We start from the raw sequence: 17619 nt of genomic DNA, 5'->3' as shown, positions 1-17619 counted from the left end.
GGCTGAAACGCCTCGGTAAACGGCGGCTTCATTCCTCTCTCCATCGCGTTAGCGCCGCGGCCATCGAGCCGTTAAAGGCGCCATGGACGGGCGCGAACAGGCGCGGATCGAGCATCATCGTACCGAACCGCGCCTGGGTCTGCGCGGTCGGGCTCGCCGCCTGACGTGCCGCAACCCCGGTGATCAGCGACGCGACGTCGCCGGGAAGCTCGGTCAGCTCCTCCTTCAGATCGAAACGGGGATAGCTCAGGTCCAACGGGCGACACTCGATTGCTTGTTCTCTGGTTCACCCTGCCTACCCGCGCTGTCGTGAAAGCCGGGTAAAGCCGACTGCAAGGGTTCGTGAACCTTCCCTAATTTTGCGCGCGCCGCCGAAGCACCCTATGTGCGCGGCATGGATGGCACCGATTTCCAGCTCGGCGGGGACGCCAAGGCCAAGCGCATCGTCGTCGCGATGTCGGGCGGGGTGGACAGCTCCGTCGTCGCCGCGCTCGCCGCGCGCACCGGGGCGGAGACGATCGGGGTGACGCTGCAGCTCTACGATCACGGCGAGGCGGTCGGCCGCGCCGGCAGCTGCTGCGCGGGCCGCGACATCCGCGACGCGCGCTCGGTGTGCGACCGGCTCGGCATCGCGCATTATGTGGTGGACCACGAGACCAGCTTCCGTGCGCAGGTGATCGACCGGTTTGCCGACGAATATCTCGCCGGGCGCACCCCGATCCCGTGCGTCCAGTGCAACATGGGGCCAAAATTCACCGATCTTCTGGCGATGGCGCACGATCTCGGCGCCGATTGCCTGGCGACCGGCCATTATGTCCGCCGCGTCGAGGGTCCCGCGGGTGCCGAGCTGCACCGCGGCGCCGATCCGGCACGCGACCAGAGCTATTTCCTGTTCGCCACCACCCAGCCGCAGCTCGATTTCCTGCGCTTTCCGCTGGGCGCGCTACCCAAGCCGCGGGTGCGCGAGATCGCGACCGAGCTGGGTCTCGGCGTGGCGGGCAAGCCCGACAGCCAGGACATCTGCTTCGTGCCCGACGGTGACTATGCCGGGCTGGTCAGGAAGCTGCGGCCGGAGGCTGACACTGCGGGCGAGATCGTCGATCTCGCGGGCACCCGGCTCGGCACCCACCGCGGGCTGATCCATTTCACGGTCGGCCAGCGCCGCGGGCTGGAGATCGGCGGCGCGCCCGAACCCTTCTACGTCGTCCGGATCGAGCCCGAGACCCGCCGCGTCGTCGTCGGCCCCCGCGCGGCGCTCGCGGTCGCCGCCGCAACGCTCACCGGCCTGAACTGGATCGGCGGCGATCATGCCGGGCCGCTCACCGCCAAGGTCCGGTCGATGGCCAAGCCGGTCGCGGCGCGGTTCGCGGGCGACCGGCTGGTGTTCGACTCCCCCGAATACGGCGTCGCGCCCGGGCAGGCGGCGGTGCTCTACGCCGGCGACCGGGTGCTCGGCGGCGGCTGGATTGCGGTGACCGAGCCGGCTAGCGTCGCGCAGGCAGCGTGAACTAACGGCTGATCGTCGCTTCGACGCTTACCATTTGTCATCCCGACGAAAGTCGGGACCCATGGGTGCGGTGAACCCAGTGGTCGCTCGGTAGCATTAGCCGCGCGTGTCCATGGGTCCCGGCATTCGCCGGATGACGAAAAGAAGAACGGCGGTATCCTGCGCCGCTCTGCTTCTGCGCACCTGGTTACGGCAGCAGGAAACTACCCTCGATCACGCTCACGCACGCGCCGCCGAGCACCACGCGGTCGCCGTCGAGCCGGCAGGTCAGCCGCCCGCCCCGGGCGCTCGCCTGGAACGCGGTGAAGCGGTCGCGGCCGAGCCGGTCCGCCCAATAGGGTACCATCACCGCATGCGCGGCGCCGGTCACCGGGTCCTCGTCGATCCCGTAGGCCGGCGTAAAGACGCGGCTGACGATGTCGGTGGCCTCGCCCGGCGCGGTGACGATCACCACCGCCATCCCCGCCGCCTTCAGCGCCCGCTGGTCGGGTTCGAGCCCGCGGACGATCGCCTCGTTTTCCACGACCACCAGCGCATAGCCCTTGTCGTGCCACAAGGTCGCATCCACCCGGTCGAGACCCAGCGCCGCGACATAGGCGGGCAGGTCCATCGCGCTCCCTCCCCAGGCGGGCAGCGCCAGCGTATAGCCGCTGTCCGCGCGTGCGACCTCGAGTATCCCCGCCTGCCGCGTGCGGAACCGCACCGTCGTCAACGACGTCCCCGATTCGAGCACGACATGCCCGCTCGCCAACGTCGCATGGCCGCACAGCGCGACCTCGCTCGTCGGGGTGAACCAGCGCAGCTCGAAATCGGCATCAGTCCCGTCGGCGGGAACGATGAACGCGGTCTCGCTGAGGTTGTTCTCCTCCGCGATCCGCTGGAGCACCGCATCGTCGAGCCACGCGGTCAGCGGCATCACCGCCGCCGGGTTGCCGCCGAACGGCTCGCCCGAAAATGCATCGACCTGGGTGAAGGGTATTCTCATCGCGTTCCGCTCACAGCCGCTTGCCGAACCAGTGCGGGGTCACGTCGGCCTCGACCAGCGGGTTGTCGGTATCGACATGCCCCTCCGGATCGAGATGGATCAGCACCTCGACCTTGGGAAAGGCGGTGCGCAGATTGCGCTCGACCGATTCGACGATGTCGTGCGCGTGTCCGACGGTCAGGTCGCGCGAAACCTCCATGTGGAACTGCGCGAAATCGTGGCTGCCCGACCGGCGGGTGCGGAAATCGTGAATGCCCTTCAGCCCCGGTTGACGCGCCGCGACATCGAGGAAGGCGGCGCGCTGCGAGTCGGGCCACTCCTTGTCCATCAGCTGGTCGATCGCGTTGGACGACGCCTGGAACGCCCCCCAGGCGAGCCACAGCGCGATCGCGATGCCCAGGATCGGATCCGCGCCGTGCCAGCCGAGGAACTGATCGAGCACCAGCGCGACGATCACCGATCCGTTGAGCAGCACGTCCGACTGGTAATGGATGTTGTCGGCCATGATCGCGACCGAGCCGGTCTGGCGGATGATCCCGCGCTGGTAACGCAGCAGCAGCAGCGTCGCGAAGATCGCCACCAGCGACACGCCGATGCCGAAATCGGCGTTGGCGGTCGGCTCGTCGCGGCCAAGCGCGGCAATCGCGCGCCAGGCGATTGCGCCGGCCGACGCGGTGATCAGCGCGACCTGGAACAGCGCGGCGAGCGCTTCGGCCTTGCCGTGACCGAATCGGTGATCCTGATCCGCCGGGGTGGCGGCGAGCCGCACACCATATAGCGTCACCAGCGAGGCGAGCAGGTCGAGCCCGGTATCGGCGACCGATCCCAGCATCGCGATCGATCCGGTCCGCCACGCCGCAAATGCCTTCAGCGCGAGCAGGAATGCGGCGACCGCGACACTCGCCAGTGCGGCGCGCGTCGCGAGCGGCACGAAACGGCGGCGTTCGTCCCTGGTCATGGGTATAGCAACCCTTCGCGCCAGCCGTCGCCGTCGCCGTCGCGCGTGAAGAGCCGGCGTTCGTGGAGCCGGTGTGCGCGGTCCTGCCAGAATTCGATCCGGCTCGGCACGACGCGGTAGCCACCCCAGTGCGCCGGGCGCGGCACGTCGCCGCCCTCGAATTTCGCCGCCGCCGCCGCGACGCGGTCCTCGAAGGTCTCGCGCGATGCCAGCGGCCGCGACTGGTCCGACGCCCAGGCGCCGAGCCGCGAATCGCGGCCGCGACTGGCGAAATAGGCGTCCGATTCGGCATCGGACGCGATCGTCACCGCGCCCTCGATGCGGATCTGCCGGCGCAGCGACTTCCAGTGGAAGAGCAAGCCCGCCTGCGCGTTCGCGGCGAGATCGTGCGCCTTGTCGCTCTCGCGGTTGGTGTAGAACACGAAGCCGTCGCGGCCATGCCCCTTCAGCAGCACCATCCGCACCGCGGGGCGACCGTCGCCATCGGCAGTGGCGAGCGCCACCGCGTTGGGATCGTTGGGTTCGCTCGCTTCGGCCTCCGTGAGCCAGGCGTCGAACAGCGCGAAGGGATCGTCGGCCATCGCCGCGCCCATAGCATAAAATCGGCCCACGCAAAGGCGCCGGCGAGGCGATCGGATGCCATTGCGGAACGACTCACGGCGCCACGGATTGAATCGCCTTCGCAACGATAAGGTTTCCCCGCCGATGCCCGCACGCGCCTATTGGCAAGGACAGATCCGGCTCGCGCTGGTGTCGATCCCGGTCGAGATCTATTCCGCGACCAAATCCGGCGCATCGATCTCGTTCAAGCAGATCCACGAACCGACCGGCAAACCGATCCACTACGAAAAGGTCGTCACCGGCATCGGCCCGATCGATACCGACGAGATCATGAAGGGCTACGAGGTCGAAAAGGGCGAGTACGTCCTGCTCGAACAGGACGAGATCGACGCGGTGAAGCTCGAATCGAAGAAGACGCTCGAACTCACCCAGTTCGTCGACGCGCACGAAATCGACGTGCTCTATTACGAGAAGCCCTATTTCGTCGTTCCCGCCGACGATCTCGCCGAGGAAGCCTTCATCGTCCTGCGCGAGGCGTTGCGGCGGACCAAGAAGGTCGGGCTCGGCCAGCTCGCGCTGCGCGGGCGGGAATATGTCGTCAGCCTGAAGCCGTGCGGCCGCGGCATGGTACTGGAAACGCTGCGCTACGCCGACGAGGTCAACAAGGCGCAAAGCTATTTCCGCGAGATCCCCGACGACACCCCCGACGCCGACCTGCTCGACCTCGCCGAGGCGCTGATCCAGAAGAAGAGCGCGGCGTTCGATCCCGCCGAGTTCCACGATCGCTATGTCGACGCGCTGAAGGACCTCGTCGCCCGCAAGCGCAAGGCGAAGGGGCACAAGATCATCGAGGACAAGGAAGGCGACGGCGGCGGCCGGTCCGGGTCGAACGTCGTCGATCTGATGGCGGCGCTGAAGAAGTCGATGGAGAAGCCCGGCGGCGCGCCGGCAAAGGCGGCGGCCGCGAAAAAGGCGCCTGCGAAGAAGCCCGCCGCGGCGAAACCAGCGGCGGCGCGAAAGCCGGCGGCGAAGAAGCGGGCTTGAGGCGTATTTACTCCCCCCCATGAAGGGGAGGGGGCGTACCCCGCTTCACCACCCGACCGCATACTTTTGATGTTGCGTAGCAGCACATAACCGTAGAGCGTCGCCCGCGGGGTTCACACGAAGGGCATCAAGCTGGCGATGGCGACGCAACCCGCGCCCCTGTTCGACGCAGCGACGCACGCAGGGCGGTGGATCGCGGACTATCGCACCCGCGCCACCGCGGACGACGTGCTGTGTTCGGGACCAGCGGCGGCGTGGACCGCGATGTTCGAGGAACTGGCCGCGGTCGCCTCCGACGATCTCGGCCATGCGCGCGAACGGGTCCAGCGCCACGCCGCCGACATCGGCACCGGATTCCGGATCATTGGCGAGGCGGACGAGCGGCCATGGCCGGTATCCCCGGTGCCGCTGCTGATCGAGGCCGACGAATGGGGGGAGATCGCGCGCGGCGTGACGCAGCGCGCCGAGTTGATGGAGACGGTGATCGCCGATCTCTACGGCGCGGGGCAGCTCGTCGAGCGCGGGATGATCCCCGCCGCGCTAGTCACCGGCAGCCCGCATTTCCTGCGGCCGATGGTCGGGCTCGATCCGCCTGGGGGGAAGCATCTCCACTTCATCGCGGTAGATCTGGGGCGCGGATCGAGCGGCGAATGGCGGGTGATGGCCGATCATCTCCGCGCGCCCGCGGGGGCGGGCTATGCGCTAGAGAACCGGCTGGCGCTCGGCCGCACCCTCGGCGGGCTGCAGGCCCGGCTCAACGTCCAGCGGCACGCGCCGTTCTTCGCCGCGTTCCGCGCGGGCATCGCCGCGTTCTGCCGCCGGTCGGACCCGCGGATCGGGTTGATGACCCCCGGCCGCTACAGCCCGAGCTATCCCGAACAGGCGCACCTGGCGCGCTATCTCGGCTTCCTGCTGGTCGAGGGCGCCGATCTCGCGGCGCTGGAGGACAATGTCTATGTCCGTACCATCGCCGGGCTGAAGCGGGTCGATGCGCTGTGGCGCCGGGTCGATCCGCGGATGATCGATCCGCTGGCGTTCGACACCCATTCGCAGATCGGCGTGCCCGGCCTGATCGACGCCTTCGCCGCGGGCAATGTCGTGCTGTCGAATGCGCCGGGTGTCGGCGTGCTGGAGGCGCCAGCGTTCGGGGCGTTCCTGCCCCAGCTTGCGACCCGGCTGCTCGGCGAGAGCCTGCATCTGCCCAACATCGCGACCTGGTGGTGCGGGCAGCCGATTGAATGCGCGCGCGTGATCGAGGATCTTGATCGGCTGCTGATCGGCCCGGCATTCGGTGCAGCGACGGTCGGGCTCGCCGCCAATCGCATGGTCCCGGGGGCCGAGATCACCGGCGCCGCGCGCGACGCGCTGCTCGCCGACCTTCGGCGTCGGCCGCAGGATTATGTCGGGCAGGAGATCGTCCGGCTGTCGACGATGCCGGTCGTGCTCGGCGATGCGCTGGTGCCGCGCCCCTTCACGTTGCGGGTGTTCGCCGCGCGCGGGGCGGACGGCGCCTGGACGGTGATGCCCGGCGGCTTCGCGCGGATCGGGGAGCATGCCGACTCGCGCGCGACGATCATGGGAGAGGGCATCTGGTCGGCGGACGTCTGCATCCACGGCAGCGACGCAGTCGCGCCGGTATCGCTGCTGCCCGCGACGGATTCGCTCCACATCCGTCGCAACCCCGGCACGCTGCCGAGTCGGGTTGCGGACAATTTCTACTGGCTGGGCCGCTATCTCGAACGCGGCGAAGCGCTGCTGGGTGCGATCCGGGTGATGCTCGGCAATTCGATCGACGTCGATGGCGGTGCGGCGCTGGCGCCCGCCACGGTCGGCAAGCTGGTCGGGCTGATCACCGGCGCAGGCGCGGCGTCGCATCCCCCCTCGCTGCGCCGCGCCGACCTCACCGCCTTCGCGCGTACCGCGATGGAGGACGAGGCGTGGCATTCCGTCGCGACCATCAACCGGCTCGCCCGCGGGATCGGCGACGGATCGCGCGACCGGCTGTCGGCGGACATGGTGCGACTGCTGGAGGCGCCCTTTCCTACCCATCGCGGCATGCTCGACCGCGCCGGATCGCTCCAGCGCCGCTATGCCGCGATCGCGGGGCTATCCGCCGAGCACATGGGGCGGACCGCGGCATGGCGGTTCCACGATCTCGGCCGCCGCGTCGAGCGCGCGACCGCGATGGCGCGTGCGGTGCGGCTGTTCGGGATGCCCGGCGCCACCGCGGATGACCTCTCGACGCTGCTCGATCTCGCCGACAGCCAGATCAGCTACCGCCAGCGTTACCTGACCGGCATTGCGCGGGTGCCGGTGGTCGATCTTGTCGCGCTCGATCCGGGCAACCCGCGCTCGCTCGCCTATCAGACCGAACGCATGACCGAACGGCTGGAGGAGCTGCCGGTGCTCGCCGACGACGGCATGGCCGAGCCGCAACAGGCGCAGGCCACCGCGCTCGCCGCCACCCTCGCCACCGCCACCGCGGCGACGATCGACGGCGAGGTGCTGGGCGATGTCGAGCGGCGGCTGGGCAGCCTGTCGGACTCGATCGCGCGGCGGTACTTCCTGCAGGGCGCCGAGCCGCTCCGCGCCGGGGGGCTGACGCTCGCATGATCTACGACATCCGCCACGTCACCCGGTTCGATTACGGTGCCAGCGTCAAGTTCGCGCGGTGCAACCTGCGGCTGAAGCCGATCGACTGGCCTGGCCAGATGCTCGAGGAATACAGCCTATCCGTCGAACCCGCCGGCCGCACCGCCCCTGCGCGGGCCGAAGCGGGGCTTGCCAACGTCACCCGGCTGGTGGTCGACAGCCCGGTACGCGCGCTGACGATCTCCAGCCGCGCCCGCGTCGCGGTCGACCGGCCGGTGCCGATGCCCGCGGCCGACGATCCGACGCTCGGCGAGATCGCGCTGATGGCGCGCGCCAGCCGCGACCTGTCAGCGGCGGGACCCGCCAACTACCTCTTCCCATCGCCGCTGATCCCGCTCGACCGCGACATCGCCGATTGGTGCGCGACCGATCTGTCGCCCGATCGCGGCGCGCTCGACGCGGGGATCGCGCTGGCCCAGCGGATCCAGCGCGAATTCACCTTCGATTCGGAGGCGACGCTGGTCGACACCCCGCCGCACGACGCCTTCGTGCAGCGCAAGGGCGTGTGCCAGGATTTCGCGCAGGTGATGATCACCGGGCTGCGCGCCGCGGGGCTCCCCGCCGCCTATGCCTCGGGCTACATCCGGACGATCCCGCCGCCCGGCGAGGAACGCCTGGTCGGCGCCGACGCCACGCATGCCTGGGTGTTGCTGTGGTGCGGCCCGGTCCATGGCTGGGTCGGTCTCGATCCGACCAACGGCATCTGGATGGCGGGCGACCATATCGTCATGGCGGTCGGCCGTGACTATGCCGAGATCGCGCCGGTCGACGGCGTCGTGCTGGGTTCGGGCGCGCAGCGGATGGACGTCAGCGTCGACGTCGCGCCACTCACCGCGATCGCCGCCTAGCCCCGAGATTGCGTTGCGGCGGGCCCTGCCCCACATAGGCGGGTAATACACCAATGGGGAAATGATGGCCGATCCGTATCAGATTTTGGGCGTGGCGCGCGGCGCGGCGGAAGCCGATATCAAGAAGGCGTATCGCAAGCTCGCCAAGGAACTTCATCCCGACCGCAACAAGGACAATCCCAAGGCCGCGGAACGGTTCAGCCAGGTCACCAACGCGTACGACCTGTTGAGCGACAAGGATAAGCGCGCACGTTTTGACCGCGGCGAGATCGACGGCGACGGCAACCCCGCCGCGCCGTTCGGCTATGGCGGCCAGCGGCCCGGCGCCGCGAGCGCACGGCCCGGCGGCTTCAACAGTGGCGGCTTTGAATTCGGCGGCGACAATGCCGAGATGGGCGACATCTTCGAAGGGCTGTTCGGCGGGCGCGGCGGTGGCGGCGGCGGCTTTACCAGCGGTTTCGGCCGGCGCCCGCCGGCAAAGGGCGCGACGATCAACTACACGTTGCAGGTGCCGCTGGTCGACGCGGCGACGCTCAGCGCGCAGCGGGTGACCCTCGGCGACGGCAAGACCATCGACCTGAAGCTTCCCGCCGGGGTCGAGACCGGCACCCAGATGAAGCTGACCGGCAAGGGCGAGCCCGGACCGGGCGGCGCCGGCGACGCGCTGGTGACGATCGAGGTCCAGGCGCACCGCTATTTCACCCGCGACGGCGACGACGTGCGGGTCGATCTGCCGATCACGCTGAAGGAGGCGGTCCTTGGCGGATCGGTGCGCGCGCCGACGGTCGAGAAGCCGGTGATGCTGACCATTCCCAAGGGCACGACGTCGGGCAAGACGCTGCGGCTGAAGGGCAAGGGCTTTCACAAGAAGAGCGGCGGGCGCGGCGACCAGCTGGTCACGCTGATGATCGACATCCCCGCGGACGATGCCGCGCTGGCGGACTTCGTCGAAGGCTGGGAGACGAGCGGGAACCCGAGGGCGTCGATGGGCGTCTGAGCCCCTGTGACCGATGTTCCCGCCCTGACGCCTGAAGACCGGGGCAAGCACCACGGTGCCGCCCGCCGTCGCCTCGACAAGGAGTTCGCCAAGGTAAAGCCGGGCAGCTATGCGTTCGAGATCATCAAGCGATCCGCGCTCGGGGTCTTCAACGACGGTTTCATTCACGCCGGCAACCTCGCCTATCTGGCGCTGATGACGCTGTTCCCGTTCTTCATCACCGCGGCGTGGGTGTTGTCGGTCGTCGGGCAGAGTGCGGAGACGCAGCGTACCGTTGCATCCTTCCTCCAGGTGCTGCCCCCTGACGTGTCGGACATCCTGCGCAAACCGCTCGGCGACGTGCTCGCCGCGCGGACAGGATCGCTGTTGTGGCTCGGCGGGCTGGTCGGGTTATGGACGGTCGGCAGCTTCGTCGAGACGATCCGCGACATCTTCCGCCGCGCCTACGGGACGAAAAGCACGCAGGTGCTGTGGCGCGCACGGCTTCGCCTCAGCCTTGCGATCGTCGCATCGGTGATCCTCGCGCTGGTCTCGTTCCTGGTGCAGGGCATCCTCACCGCGGCCGAGCAGTTCGTGTACCGGCTGCTGCCCTTCGCCGAGAACGCCGCGAGCTGGATCGGGATCTCGCGGATCATCCCCGGGCTGGTGATGTTCGGCGCGCTCTACATGCTGTTCTATTCGGTGACCCCGTCCAAATACCGCCACAGCAACAGCCGCAAATGGCCCGGCGCGCTGTTCACCACGGCGTGGTGGGTCAGCATGACCGCACTGCTGCCGGTGGTGCTCGCGCAGCTCGGTGGCTACGATCTGACCTATGGCAGCCTTGCAGGCGTCGTCGTGATGCTGCTGTTCTTCTATCTGATCGGGCTCGGGATCGTGTTCGGCGCGCATCTGAACGCGGCACTGGCGGAACCGCCCGAGGTGGGTCTACAGAGCACGACGGCAATGGAGGCGGCGACAGCGTGAACGGATTGATGGCGGGCAAGCGCGGGCTGATCATGGGTCTCGCCAACGACAAGTCGCTCGCATGGGGCATCGCCAAGAAGCTGTCCGAGGCGGGCGCCGAGCTCGCCTTCAGCTATCAGGGCGAGACGATGGAGAAGCGGGTCCGCCCGCTCGCCGAACAGCTCGGCGTCGCGCGGGTGTTCGACTGCGACGTGTCCGACATGGCCGCGCTGGACGCGACCTTCGCCGCGCTCGCCGCGGAATGGCCGACGATCGATTTCGTCGTCCACGCGATCGGCTTCTCCGACAAGGCCGAGCTGCGCGGTCGCTACGCCGACACCAGCCTCGACAATTTCCTGATGACGATGAACATCAGCGTCTACAGCTTCGTCGCGGTCGCGCAGCGCGCAGCGAAGATGATGCCCGACGGCGGCGCGCTGCTGACGCTCAGCTATTACGGCGCCGAAAAGGTGATCCCGCACTACAACGTCATGGGCGTCGCCAAGGCCGCGCTGGAGACCAGCGTCCAGTATCTGAGCGTCGATCTCGGCCGCGACAATATCCGCGTCAACGCGATTTCCGCCGGCCCGATCAAGACACTGGCGGCGAGCGGGATCGGCGATTTCCGGCTGATCCTGAAGTGGAACGAGCTGAACTCGCCGATGAAGCGCAACGTCACGATCGAGGATGTCGGCGGCGCTGGGCTCTATCTGCTCAGCGACCTGGCGAGCGGGGTGACCGGCGAAGTCCACCATGTCGACGCCGGCTACAACGTGATCGGCATGAAGGCAGAGGACGCGCCCGACATCGCGCTGGTCTAAGCGGGTGCCCGTGATCTTCCGCGAACGCGGGTTTCGCTTCCACTTCTTCTCGCACGAAGGCAACCCCCGTGAGCCCGTGCATATTCACGTCGCTCGCCCTGACGCGGACGCGAAGCTATGGCTGTATCCAGAGGTGCGGGTCGCCTATAACTGCGGCCTGACTCCACGTGAGCTGCGCATCGTGGAGGAGATCGTAAGGCGTCGTCGAGAGGAGATCGAACGTGGATGGACCGCAATTTTCGCCGGAAGCGACTAAGGTCACCTTCGACGAGGATTCGATGTGGGTGGCGCTGAAGGACGGGCGGACCATCGGCGTCCCCCTCGCATGGTTCCCGCGCCTGCTTCACGGCAGCCCGGCTGCTCGCGAGGACTTGTTCATATCGCCAAGCGGCCTGCATTGGGACGAGCTCGATGAGGACATCGCAATCTCGACGTTGCTGGCACAACGATGGGAAAGCACCGCTCCCGCCCGCGCCGCATGAGCGTCAACAGCTTCGGTCATCTGCTGCGGTTCACCACCTGGGGCGAGAGCCACGGGCCCGCGATCGGCGCGGTGGTGGACGGGTGCCCGCCGGGGATCGCGCTTGGCGAGGGCGATATCCAGCCCTGGCTCGACAAGCGGCGGCCGGGAACCTCGCGTTTCACCACGCAGCGGCGCGAGCCCGATCTGGTGCGCATCCTGTCGGGAGTGTTCGAGGGGCGGACGACGGGAACGCCGATCAGCCTGATGATCGAGAATGTCGACCAGCGGTCGAAGGATTACAGCGAGGTCGCAACCGCCTACCGCCCCGGTCATGCGGACTATGCCTATGACGCGAAATACGGCTTTCGCGACTATCGCGGCGGCGGGCGATCGTCGGCGCGCGAGACCGCGTCGCGTGTCGCCGCCGGCGCGATCGCGCGGCTGGTGGTGCCCCAGGTCCGCATCCGCGCCTGGGTCGAGGCGATCGGCGGCGATGCGATCGATCCGGCTGCCTTCGACGACGCGCAGATCGACGCCAATCCGTTCTTCTGCCCCGATCCGGTGGCAGCCCTCCGCTGGGAGGCGCTGGTCGACACGGCGCGCAAGGCGGGCTCCTCGCTCGGCGCGGTGATCGCGTGCGAGGCGACCGGGGTGCCCGCGGGGTGGGGCGCGCCGCTCTATGCCAAGCTCGACGCCGAGCTGGCGCATGCCTGTATGGGGATCAACGCGGTGAAGGGGGTCGAGATCGGCGACGGCTTCGCGGCGGCCGCGCTGTCGGGCGAGACCAACGCCGATCCGATGCGCCCGGGGGAAAAGGGCCCCGAATTCCTCGCCAACCATGCCGGCGGGATCGCGGGCGGCATCGCCACCGGCCAGCCGATCAGGGTACGCGTGGCGTTCAAGCCGACCAGTTCCATCCTCACCGCGGTCGAGACGATCACCCGCGGGGGCGAGGCCACCGAACTCGCGACCAAAGGTCGTCACGACCCTTGCGTCGGCATTCGCGGGGTCCCGGTAGTAGAAGCGATGGTCGCCCTGGTGTTAGCGGACCAAGCGTTGCTGCATCGCGGCCAATGCGGATAAACTAGGGAACGAGTTAACCATCAACCCGTTGGATCTCCTGTAATCTAGGAGACGATATTATGCGCATGATCCTTTCTTTGGCAGCCGCAGCACTGCTCGTTCCAACCGTCGCGATGGCACAGACTGCCGGCACGACGGGCACCACGACTCAGACTACCAAGGCCGACAAGAAGATGAAGAAGGGTAAGTCGGGTAGCACCTCGACGACGACCACGACCGATTCGACGACCTCGACCACCGGCGGCACGATGGGCGGCACCGGCACCACCGGTACGATGGGCGGCACGGCGGGCGCCGACACGATGGGCGCCGGCTCCACCAGTTCGGGCGACGCGACGATGAGCACCGACGGGGCGACCAGTTCGGGCGCGACCACCACGACTGCACCGGGTTCGACGATGTCGACCATGCCGTCGACGGGCTCGACGACCACCCCGGCATCGCCGACCACGCCGAACTGATCCTCGGCCGATGATTGAAAAGGCCGGGTGGACGATACGTCCGCCCGGCCTTTTTTTGCGCCTGAAACAGCCCGAGTTACCAACATTCCGTCACCCCGGACCTGATCCGGGGTCCCGCTTTCACGCGGGCCGACGTCATAGGTCACAAGGTAGCTGGACCCCGGATCAAGTCCGGGTTGACGTAGAACGAAAATGTCGTCCCTCGATCAGTCCGAAAACGGATCCCGCACCAGGATCGTATCCTCCCGTTCGGGGCTGGTCGATACCAGCGCCACCGGGCAGCGGATCAGCTCCTCGATGCGACGGATGTACTTGATCGCCTGCGCGGGGAGCTCCGCCCAGCTGCGCGCGCCAGCAGTGGATTCCTGCCATCCCTCCATCGTCTCGTAGACCGGCTCGACCGCCTCCTGGTCCGCAGCATGCGACGGGAAGTAATCGAGCGTTTCGCCGCGTAACCGGTAGCCGGTGCAGATCGACACCCGATCGAACCCGTCGAGCACGTCGATCTTGGTGAGCGCGATCCCCGTGATCCCACCGACCGCCGCCGATTGCCGCACCAGCACCGAATCGAACCAGCCGCAGCGCCGCTTGCGCCCGGTCACGGTGCCGAACTCATGGCCGCGCGTGCCGAGCCGCTCGCCGACCTCGTCCTCCAGCTCGGTCGGGAACGGTCCCGATCCGACGCGGGTGGTGTACGCCTTGGCGATCCCCAGCACGAAGCCCACCGCGCTCGGCCCCAGCCCCGATCCGCCCGCCGCCGATCCCGCGATCGTGTTCGACGAGGTCACGAACGGATAGGTGCCGTGATCGATATCGAGCAGCACGCCCTGCGCGCCTTCGAACAGGATGCGCCGCCCCCGCGCCCGCGCCTCGTTGAGATCGCGCCACACCGGCTTGGCGAAGGCGAGCACATAAGGCGCGATCTCGCGCAGGTCGGCGAGCAACTGCTCGCGGTCGATCGGCGGCTGGCCGAAGCCGGCGCGCAGCGCATCGTGATGTGCGGTCAGCCGGTCGAGCTGCGCGCCCAGCGCGTCGAGATGCGCGAGGTCGCAGACCCGGATCGCGCGACGTCCGACCTTGTCCTCGTAGGCCGGGCCGATCCCGCGCCGGGTGGTGCCGATCTTGCCCGCGCCGCTCGCATCCTCGCGCAGGCCGTCGAGATCGCGGTGGAAGGGCAGGATCAGCGCGCAATTGTCGGCGATCCGCAGCGTCTCGGGGGTGGCGGTGACGCCCTGCGCGCCGAGCCGCTCGATCTCCGCCTTCAGCGCCCAGGGATCGAGCACCACGCCGTTGCCGATCACCGACGGCGTCCCGCGGACGATCCCCGACGGCAGCAGCGACAGCTTGTAGGTCTGGTCGCCGACGACGAGTGTGTGCCCGGCATTGTGCCCACCCTGGAAACGCACGACCATGTCCGCGCGCTCGGCGAGCCAATCGACGATCTTGCCCTTGCCCTCGTCGCCCCACTGCGCGCCGATGACGGCTACGTTGCCCATGTACCTTCTCCCTAAATCGGTCGGGCGGCGTCGTCCGCCCATAGATGCGTGCAGAGCTGCGCGTCGGGGGTGTCGCCCGCCTCCAGTGCAGCGACGGTGACCCAGCCATCGGCGCGCATCGCAGCGCCTGCGGTGGCGGGTGTGCCGAACGGCAGGAACAACCGACGCCGATCGGGTTCGCCGACTTGCGCGACGAGATCGTCGGCGAAGATCGAGAAGCCGGTCGCGACTTCCTCCGCGCCGTTCTCGTGCATCACGGTGTAGGTGCCGCCGCGCCCGACCTCGCGCGCGACCCCACCCGCGAACAGCGAGAAGCCCAGCCACGATTGATACTCGAAGCCGTGCCGCTCGGTAGGGTCGAGCGTCAGCCGCACCCGGTCGCCGACCGCATCGGCGATCCGCGCCAGCGCGTTGAGCCGCGACGCCAGCGATCCCGCGACGTCGAACGCGCGCAGCCGGTCGAGCGCCTGGTCGAACGGCCCCGCTGCGGCGATCAACGGCAGGTAACCGGGCGCGAGCTCGGCGACCGCACCCGCGTCCTTCGCATCGAGCCGGTCACGCAACTGGCCGATGTCGGCCACCGGCAACGTCGCGTCCGCCAGCGTATCGATCAGGTCGGGCAGCGTGAAATCGATCGAGACGTCGGTCACCCCCGCCGCCGCCAGCGCGTCGACCGCGACGGTGACCACCTCGCGCGCGGCGGCGACGCTGTCGAGCCCGACCAGCTCGCACCCGATCTGCCGCTGTTCGCGCGCCGGCGCCAGCTGCGACGCCCGCAGCTTCAGCACCGATCCCGCATAGCTTAGGCGTACTGGGCGCGGGTGGTGCCCCATTCGCGTCGCCGCGATCCGCGCCACCTGTGCGGTGATGTCGGGCCGTACCGCGAGCGTCCGCTGCGACACCGGATCGACGAAGCGCACCGCATCGTGCAACCCGCCCGCTTTCAGCCGCGTCGCCAGCCCTTCCGCGAACTCCGCGAGCGGCGGATCGACCCGCTCGTAGCCGTGCAGCCGCGCCGCCTCCAGCACCCGCGCCTCGAGCGCGGCGGCGGCATCGGCAAACGGCGGCAACCGATCGCGAAATCCTTCGGGGAGCAGAGCAGTCATCGTGGAAGGCCCCTAGCCGCTTCGCTCCCCGGAAGGGAGTTAGAAGTTGAGCCCCATCGCGGTGCGGACGCCGGGGAGCGCCTTCACCGTGGCGAGCAGGTCGGCGGTGACCGGTTCGTCGACCGACAGCAGCAGCACCGCCTCGCCGCCGGCCTCGCGGCGGCCGAGATGGAAGGTGCCGATATTGACCCCCGCCTCGCCCAGCGCGGTGCCGAGCCGACCGATGAAGCCCGGTGCGTCCTCGTTGACGACGTACAGCATCGGCCCACCGAGATCGGCCTCGACCTTGATCCCGAACAGCTCGACGAGCCGCGGCGCCTGGTCGCCGAACAGCGTCCCCGCCACCGACCGCTCACCCGCGTCGGTCTTCACCGATACCCGCAGCAGCGTGTGGTAGTCGCCCTCGCGCTCGGTACGCACCTCGCGCACCTCCATGCCGCGCTCGCGCGCCAGCACCGGCGCGTTGACCATGTTGACCGTATCGGTCTGGGTCCGCAGAAACCCGCTCAGCACCGCGCTCGATATCGGCTTCTGGTTGAGCTCCGCCGCAGCGCCTTCGCTGTGGATCGAGATCCGCGGGATCGCGCCGGTGGTGAGCTGCCCGACCAGGCTGCCGAGCTTCTCGGCGAGCGCCATGTACGGCTTCAGCTTGGGCGCTTCCTCCGCCGACAGCGACGGCATGTTGAGCGCGTTGGTGACCCCGCCCGAAACAAGGAAGTCCGCCATCTGCTCGGCGACCTGAATCGCGACATTGACCTGCGCCTCGGTGGTCGACGCGCCGAGATGCGGGGTCGAGACGAAGTTCGGCGTGCCGAACAGCGGAGATGCCTTGGCCGGTTCCTCGACGAACACGTCGAGCGCGGCGCCGCCGACCTGCCCCGAATCGAGCGCCGCCTTCAACGCGGCCTCGTCGATCAGCCCGCCGCGCGCGCAGTTGATGATCCGCACGCCTCGCTTGGTCTTGGCGATGTTCTCGGCCGACAGGATGTTGCGGGTGCTGTCGGTCAGCGGGGTGTGCAGGGTGATGAAGTCGGCGCGCGCGAGCAGTTCGTCGAGCGTGACCTTCTCGACGCCCATCTCGACCGCGCGTTCGGGGGTGAGGAAGGGATCGAACGCGACGACCTTCATCTTGAGGCCCCGTGCGCGATCCGCGACGATCGAGCCGATGTTGCCCGCGCCGATCAGCCCCAGCGTCTTGGAGGTCAGCTCGACCCCCATGAAGCGATTCTTCTCCCACTTGCCCGCCTGGGTCGAGGCATCGGCCTCGGGCAGCTGGCGGGCGAGCGCGAACATCAGCGCGATCGCATGCTCGGCGGTGGTGATGCTGTTGCCGAACGGCGTGTTCATCACGACCACGCCCTTTGCCGACGCGGCGGGGATGTCGACATTGTCGACGCCGATCCCGGCGCGGCCGACGACCTTCAGGTTGGTCGCGGCGTCGAGGATCGCCTTGGTCACCTTGGTCGAGCTGCGGATCGCCAGCCCGTCATAGTCGCCGATCATCGCGATCAGCTCGTCGGGGGTCTTGCCGGTGATCTCGTCGACCTCGACCCCGCGTTCGCGGAAGATCTGGGCGGCGCGGGGGTCCATTTTGTCGGAAATGAGGACTTTGGGCATGGTCAATTCCTTCTCGTGCTCCGGCGAAGGCAGGAGCCCAGGATTACGGGCGGGGACAGGCGTGGCTCTGGGCTC

Annotated in this window: 18 protein-coding genes; 11 read left to right on the top strand and 7 right to left on the bottom strand. The window is 68.5% G+C overall.

Going from position 1 to position 17619, the window contains the following annotated elements; genetic code table 11:
• Positions 1–28: 28 nt before the first annotated feature.
• On the bottom strand, positions 29–256 hold the full coding sequence (locus ACT009_RS13005) for a hypothetical protein (protein WP_445191489.1): 228 nt from the start codon (positions 254–256) through the stop codon (positions 29–31).
• Positions 257–394: 138 nt separating this feature from the next.
• Between ACT009_RS13005 and mnmA the strand changes: the two genes are divergently transcribed.
• The gene (gene mnmA, locus ACT009_RS13000; RefSeq protein ID WP_445191488.1) at positions 395–1507 is read left to right on the top strand and encodes a tRNA 2-thiouridine(34) synthase MnmA; all 1113 of its coding nucleotides are present in this window, start codon (positions 395–397) and stop codon (positions 1505–1507) included.
• A gap of 187 nt (positions 1508–1694) precedes the next feature.
• On the opposite strand, the gene ACT009_RS12995 is transcribed toward mnmA, so the two are convergent.
• The 3 genes from ACT009_RS12995 to pdxH are packed head-to-tail and all read right to left on the bottom strand — an operon-like array spanning position 1695 to position 4031.
• Positions 1695–2492 carry a PhzF family phenazine biosynthesis protein gene (locus ACT009_RS12995; RefSeq protein WP_445191487.1) on the bottom strand — a complete coding sequence of 266 codons (798 nt, stop codon included), beginning with the start codon at positions 2490–2492 and terminating at the stop codon, positions 1695–1697.
• Between the two features lie 10 nt (positions 2493–2502).
• Positions 2503–3450 carry a cation diffusion facilitator family transporter gene (locus ACT009_RS12990; RefSeq protein WP_445191486.1) on the bottom strand — a complete coding sequence of 316 codons (948 nt, stop codon included), beginning with the start codon at positions 3448–3450 and terminating at the stop codon, positions 2503–2505.
• Positions 3447–4031, bottom strand: coding sequence for a pyridoxamine 5'-phosphate oxidase (gene pdxH / locus ACT009_RS12985; RefSeq protein WP_445191485.1), 585 nt, complete (start codon positions 4029–4031; stop codon positions 3447–3449). The genes ACT009_RS12990 and pdxH overlap by 4 nt, the downstream gene beginning before the upstream one ends.
• A 124-nt stretch (positions 4032–4155) precedes the next feature.
• On the opposite strand from pdxH, the gene ku reads away from it, so the two are divergent.
• From ku to ACT009_RS12935, 10 genes are all read left to right on the top strand, one after another.
• A complete protein-coding gene (gene ku, locus ACT009_RS12980; protein WP_445191484.1) occupies positions 4156–5055 on the top strand; it encodes a non-homologous end joining protein Ku in 900 nt (299 codons plus the stop codon).
• A 138-nt stretch (positions 5056–5193) separates the two neighbouring features.
• Positions 5194–7668, top strand: coding sequence for a circularly permuted type 2 ATP-grasp protein (locus ACT009_RS12975; protein ID WP_445191483.1), 2475 nt, complete (start codon positions 5194–5196; stop codon positions 7666–7668).
• Positions 7665–8555, top strand: a complete 891-nt coding sequence (locus tag ACT009_RS12970) for a transglutaminase family protein (protein ID WP_445191482.1) — start codon at positions 7665–7667, stop codon at positions 8553–8555. The genes ACT009_RS12975 and ACT009_RS12970 overlap by 4 nt, the downstream gene beginning before the upstream one ends.
• A gap of 64 nt (positions 8556–8619) precedes the next feature.
• Positions 8620–9552 carry a DnaJ C-terminal domain-containing protein gene (locus ACT009_RS12965; protein WP_445191481.1) on the top strand — a complete coding sequence of 311 codons (933 nt, stop codon included), beginning with the start codon at positions 8620–8622 and terminating at the stop codon, positions 9550–9552.
• Between the two features lie 6 nt (positions 9553–9558).
• Positions 9559–10518, top strand: coding sequence for a YihY/virulence factor BrkB family protein (locus ACT009_RS12960; RefSeq protein ID WP_445191480.1), 960 nt, complete (start codon positions 9559–9561; stop codon positions 10516–10518).
• Positions 10515–11318 (top strand): enoyl-ACP reductase FabI, encoded by an 804-nt coding sequence (gene fabI, locus ACT009_RS12955; protein ID WP_445191479.1) that lies wholly within the window; start codon positions 10515–10517, stop codon positions 11316–11318. The genes ACT009_RS12960 and fabI overlap by 4 nt, the downstream gene beginning before the upstream one ends.
• A 4-nt stretch (positions 11319–11322) precedes the next feature.
• Positions 11323–11574 (top strand): DUF4160 domain-containing protein, encoded by a 252-nt coding sequence (locus tag ACT009_RS12950; protein WP_445191478.1) that lies wholly within the window; start codon positions 11323–11325, stop codon positions 11572–11574.
• Positions 11540–11800 carry a DUF2442 domain-containing protein gene (locus ACT009_RS12945; RefSeq protein WP_445191477.1) on the top strand — a complete coding sequence of 87 codons (261 nt, stop codon included), beginning with the start codon at positions 11540–11542 and terminating at the stop codon, positions 11798–11800. Before ACT009_RS12950 ends, ACT009_RS12945 begins: the two co-directional genes overlap by 35 nt.
• Positions 11797–12864: a chorismate synthase gene (aroC, locus tag ACT009_RS12940; RefSeq protein WP_445191476.1), complete on the top strand. Its 1068-nt coding sequence runs from the start codon at positions 11797–11799 to the stop codon at positions 12862–12864. Before ACT009_RS12945 ends, aroC begins: the two co-directional genes overlap by 4 nt.
• A 65-nt stretch (positions 12865–12929) precedes the next feature.
• The gene (locus ACT009_RS12935; RefSeq protein WP_445191475.1) at positions 12930–13325 is read left to right on the top strand and encodes a hypothetical protein; all 396 of its coding nucleotides are present in this window, start codon (positions 12930–12932) and stop codon (positions 13323–13325) included.
• 206 nt (positions 13326–13531) lie between these two features.
• Here the strand turns inward: ACT009_RS12935 and ACT009_RS12930 are convergent, their stop codons facing one another.
• Genes ACT009_RS12930 through serA form a run of 3 tightly spaced genes read right to left on the bottom strand, consistent with a single transcriptional unit; the run spans position 13532 to position 17544 of the window.
• Positions 13532–14821, bottom strand: coding sequence for an adenylosuccinate synthase (locus tag ACT009_RS12930; protein WP_445191474.1), 1290 nt, complete (start codon positions 14819–14821; stop codon positions 13532–13534).
• A gap of 11 nt (positions 14822–14832) precedes the next feature.
• On the bottom strand, positions 14833–15927 hold the full coding sequence (locus tag ACT009_RS12925; protein WP_445191473.1) for an ATP phosphoribosyltransferase regulatory subunit: 1095 nt from the start codon (positions 15925–15927) through the stop codon (positions 14833–14835).
• A 39-nt stretch (positions 15928–15966) separates the two neighbouring features.
• Positions 15967–17544: a phosphoglycerate dehydrogenase gene (serA, locus tag ACT009_RS12920; RefSeq protein WP_445191472.1), complete on the bottom strand. Its 1578-nt coding sequence runs from the start codon at positions 17542–17544 to the stop codon at positions 15967–15969.
• Between the last annotated feature and the right edge of the window lie 75 nt (positions 17545–17619).

This window comes from Sphingomonas sp. Tas61C01 (assembly GCF_052567495.1).
The sequence above is the reverse complement of the archived record's forward strand: the minus strand, read 5'-3'. Positions and strand labels throughout refer to the sequence as shown.

What these genes read in the sequence shown, in the direction of transcription:
- mnmA (WP_445191488.1), top strand. Translation starts at nt 395, where the DNA reads ATGGATGGCACCGATTTCCAGCTCGGCGGGGACGCCAAGGCCAAGCGC.
- ACT009_RS12995 (WP_445191487.1), bottom strand. Translation starts at nt 2,492, where the DNA reads ATGAGAATACCCTTCACCCAGGTCGATGCATTTTCGGGCGAGCCGTTC.
- ACT009_RS12990 (WP_445191486.1), bottom strand. Translation starts at nt 3,450, where the DNA reads ATGACCAGGGACGAACGCCGCCGTTTCGTGCCGCTCGCGACGCGCGCC.
- pdxH (WP_445191485.1), bottom strand. Translation starts at nt 4,031, where the DNA reads ATGGCCGACGATCCCTTCGCGCTGTTCGACGCCTGGCTCACGGAGGCC.
- ku (WP_445191484.1), top strand. Translation starts at nt 4,156, where the DNA reads ATGCCCGCACGCGCCTATTGGCAAGGACAGATCCGGCTCGCGCTGGTG.
- ACT009_RS12975 (WP_445191483.1), top strand. Translation starts at nt 5,194, where the DNA reads ATGGCGACGCAACCCGCGCCCCTGTTCGACGCAGCGACGCACGCAGGG.
- ACT009_RS12970 (WP_445191482.1), top strand. Translation starts at nt 7,665, where the DNA reads ATGATCTACGACATCCGCCACGTCACCCGGTTCGATTACGGTGCCAGC.
- ACT009_RS12965 (WP_445191481.1), top strand. Translation starts at nt 8,620, where the DNA reads ATGGCCGATCCGTATCAGATTTTGGGCGTGGCGCGCGGCGCGGCGGAA.
- aroC (WP_445191476.1), top strand. Translation starts at nt 11,797, where the DNA reads ATGAGCGTCAACAGCTTCGGTCATCTGCTGCGGTTCACCACCTGGGGC.
- ACT009_RS12935 (WP_445191475.1), top strand. Translation starts at nt 12,930, where the DNA reads ATGATCCTTTCTTTGGCAGCCGCAGCACTGCTCGTTCCAACCGTCGCG.
- ACT009_RS12930 (WP_445191474.1), bottom strand. Translation starts at nt 14,821, where the DNA reads ATGGGCAACGTAGCCGTCATCGGCGCGCAGTGGGGCGACGAGGGCAAG.
- ACT009_RS12925 (WP_445191473.1), bottom strand. Translation starts at nt 15,927, where the DNA reads ATGACTGCTCTGCTCCCCGAAGGATTTCGCGATCGGTTGCCGCCGTTT.
- serA (WP_445191472.1), bottom strand. Translation starts at nt 17,544, where the DNA reads ATGCCCAAAGTCCTCATTTCCGACAAAATGGACCCCCGCGCCGCCCAG.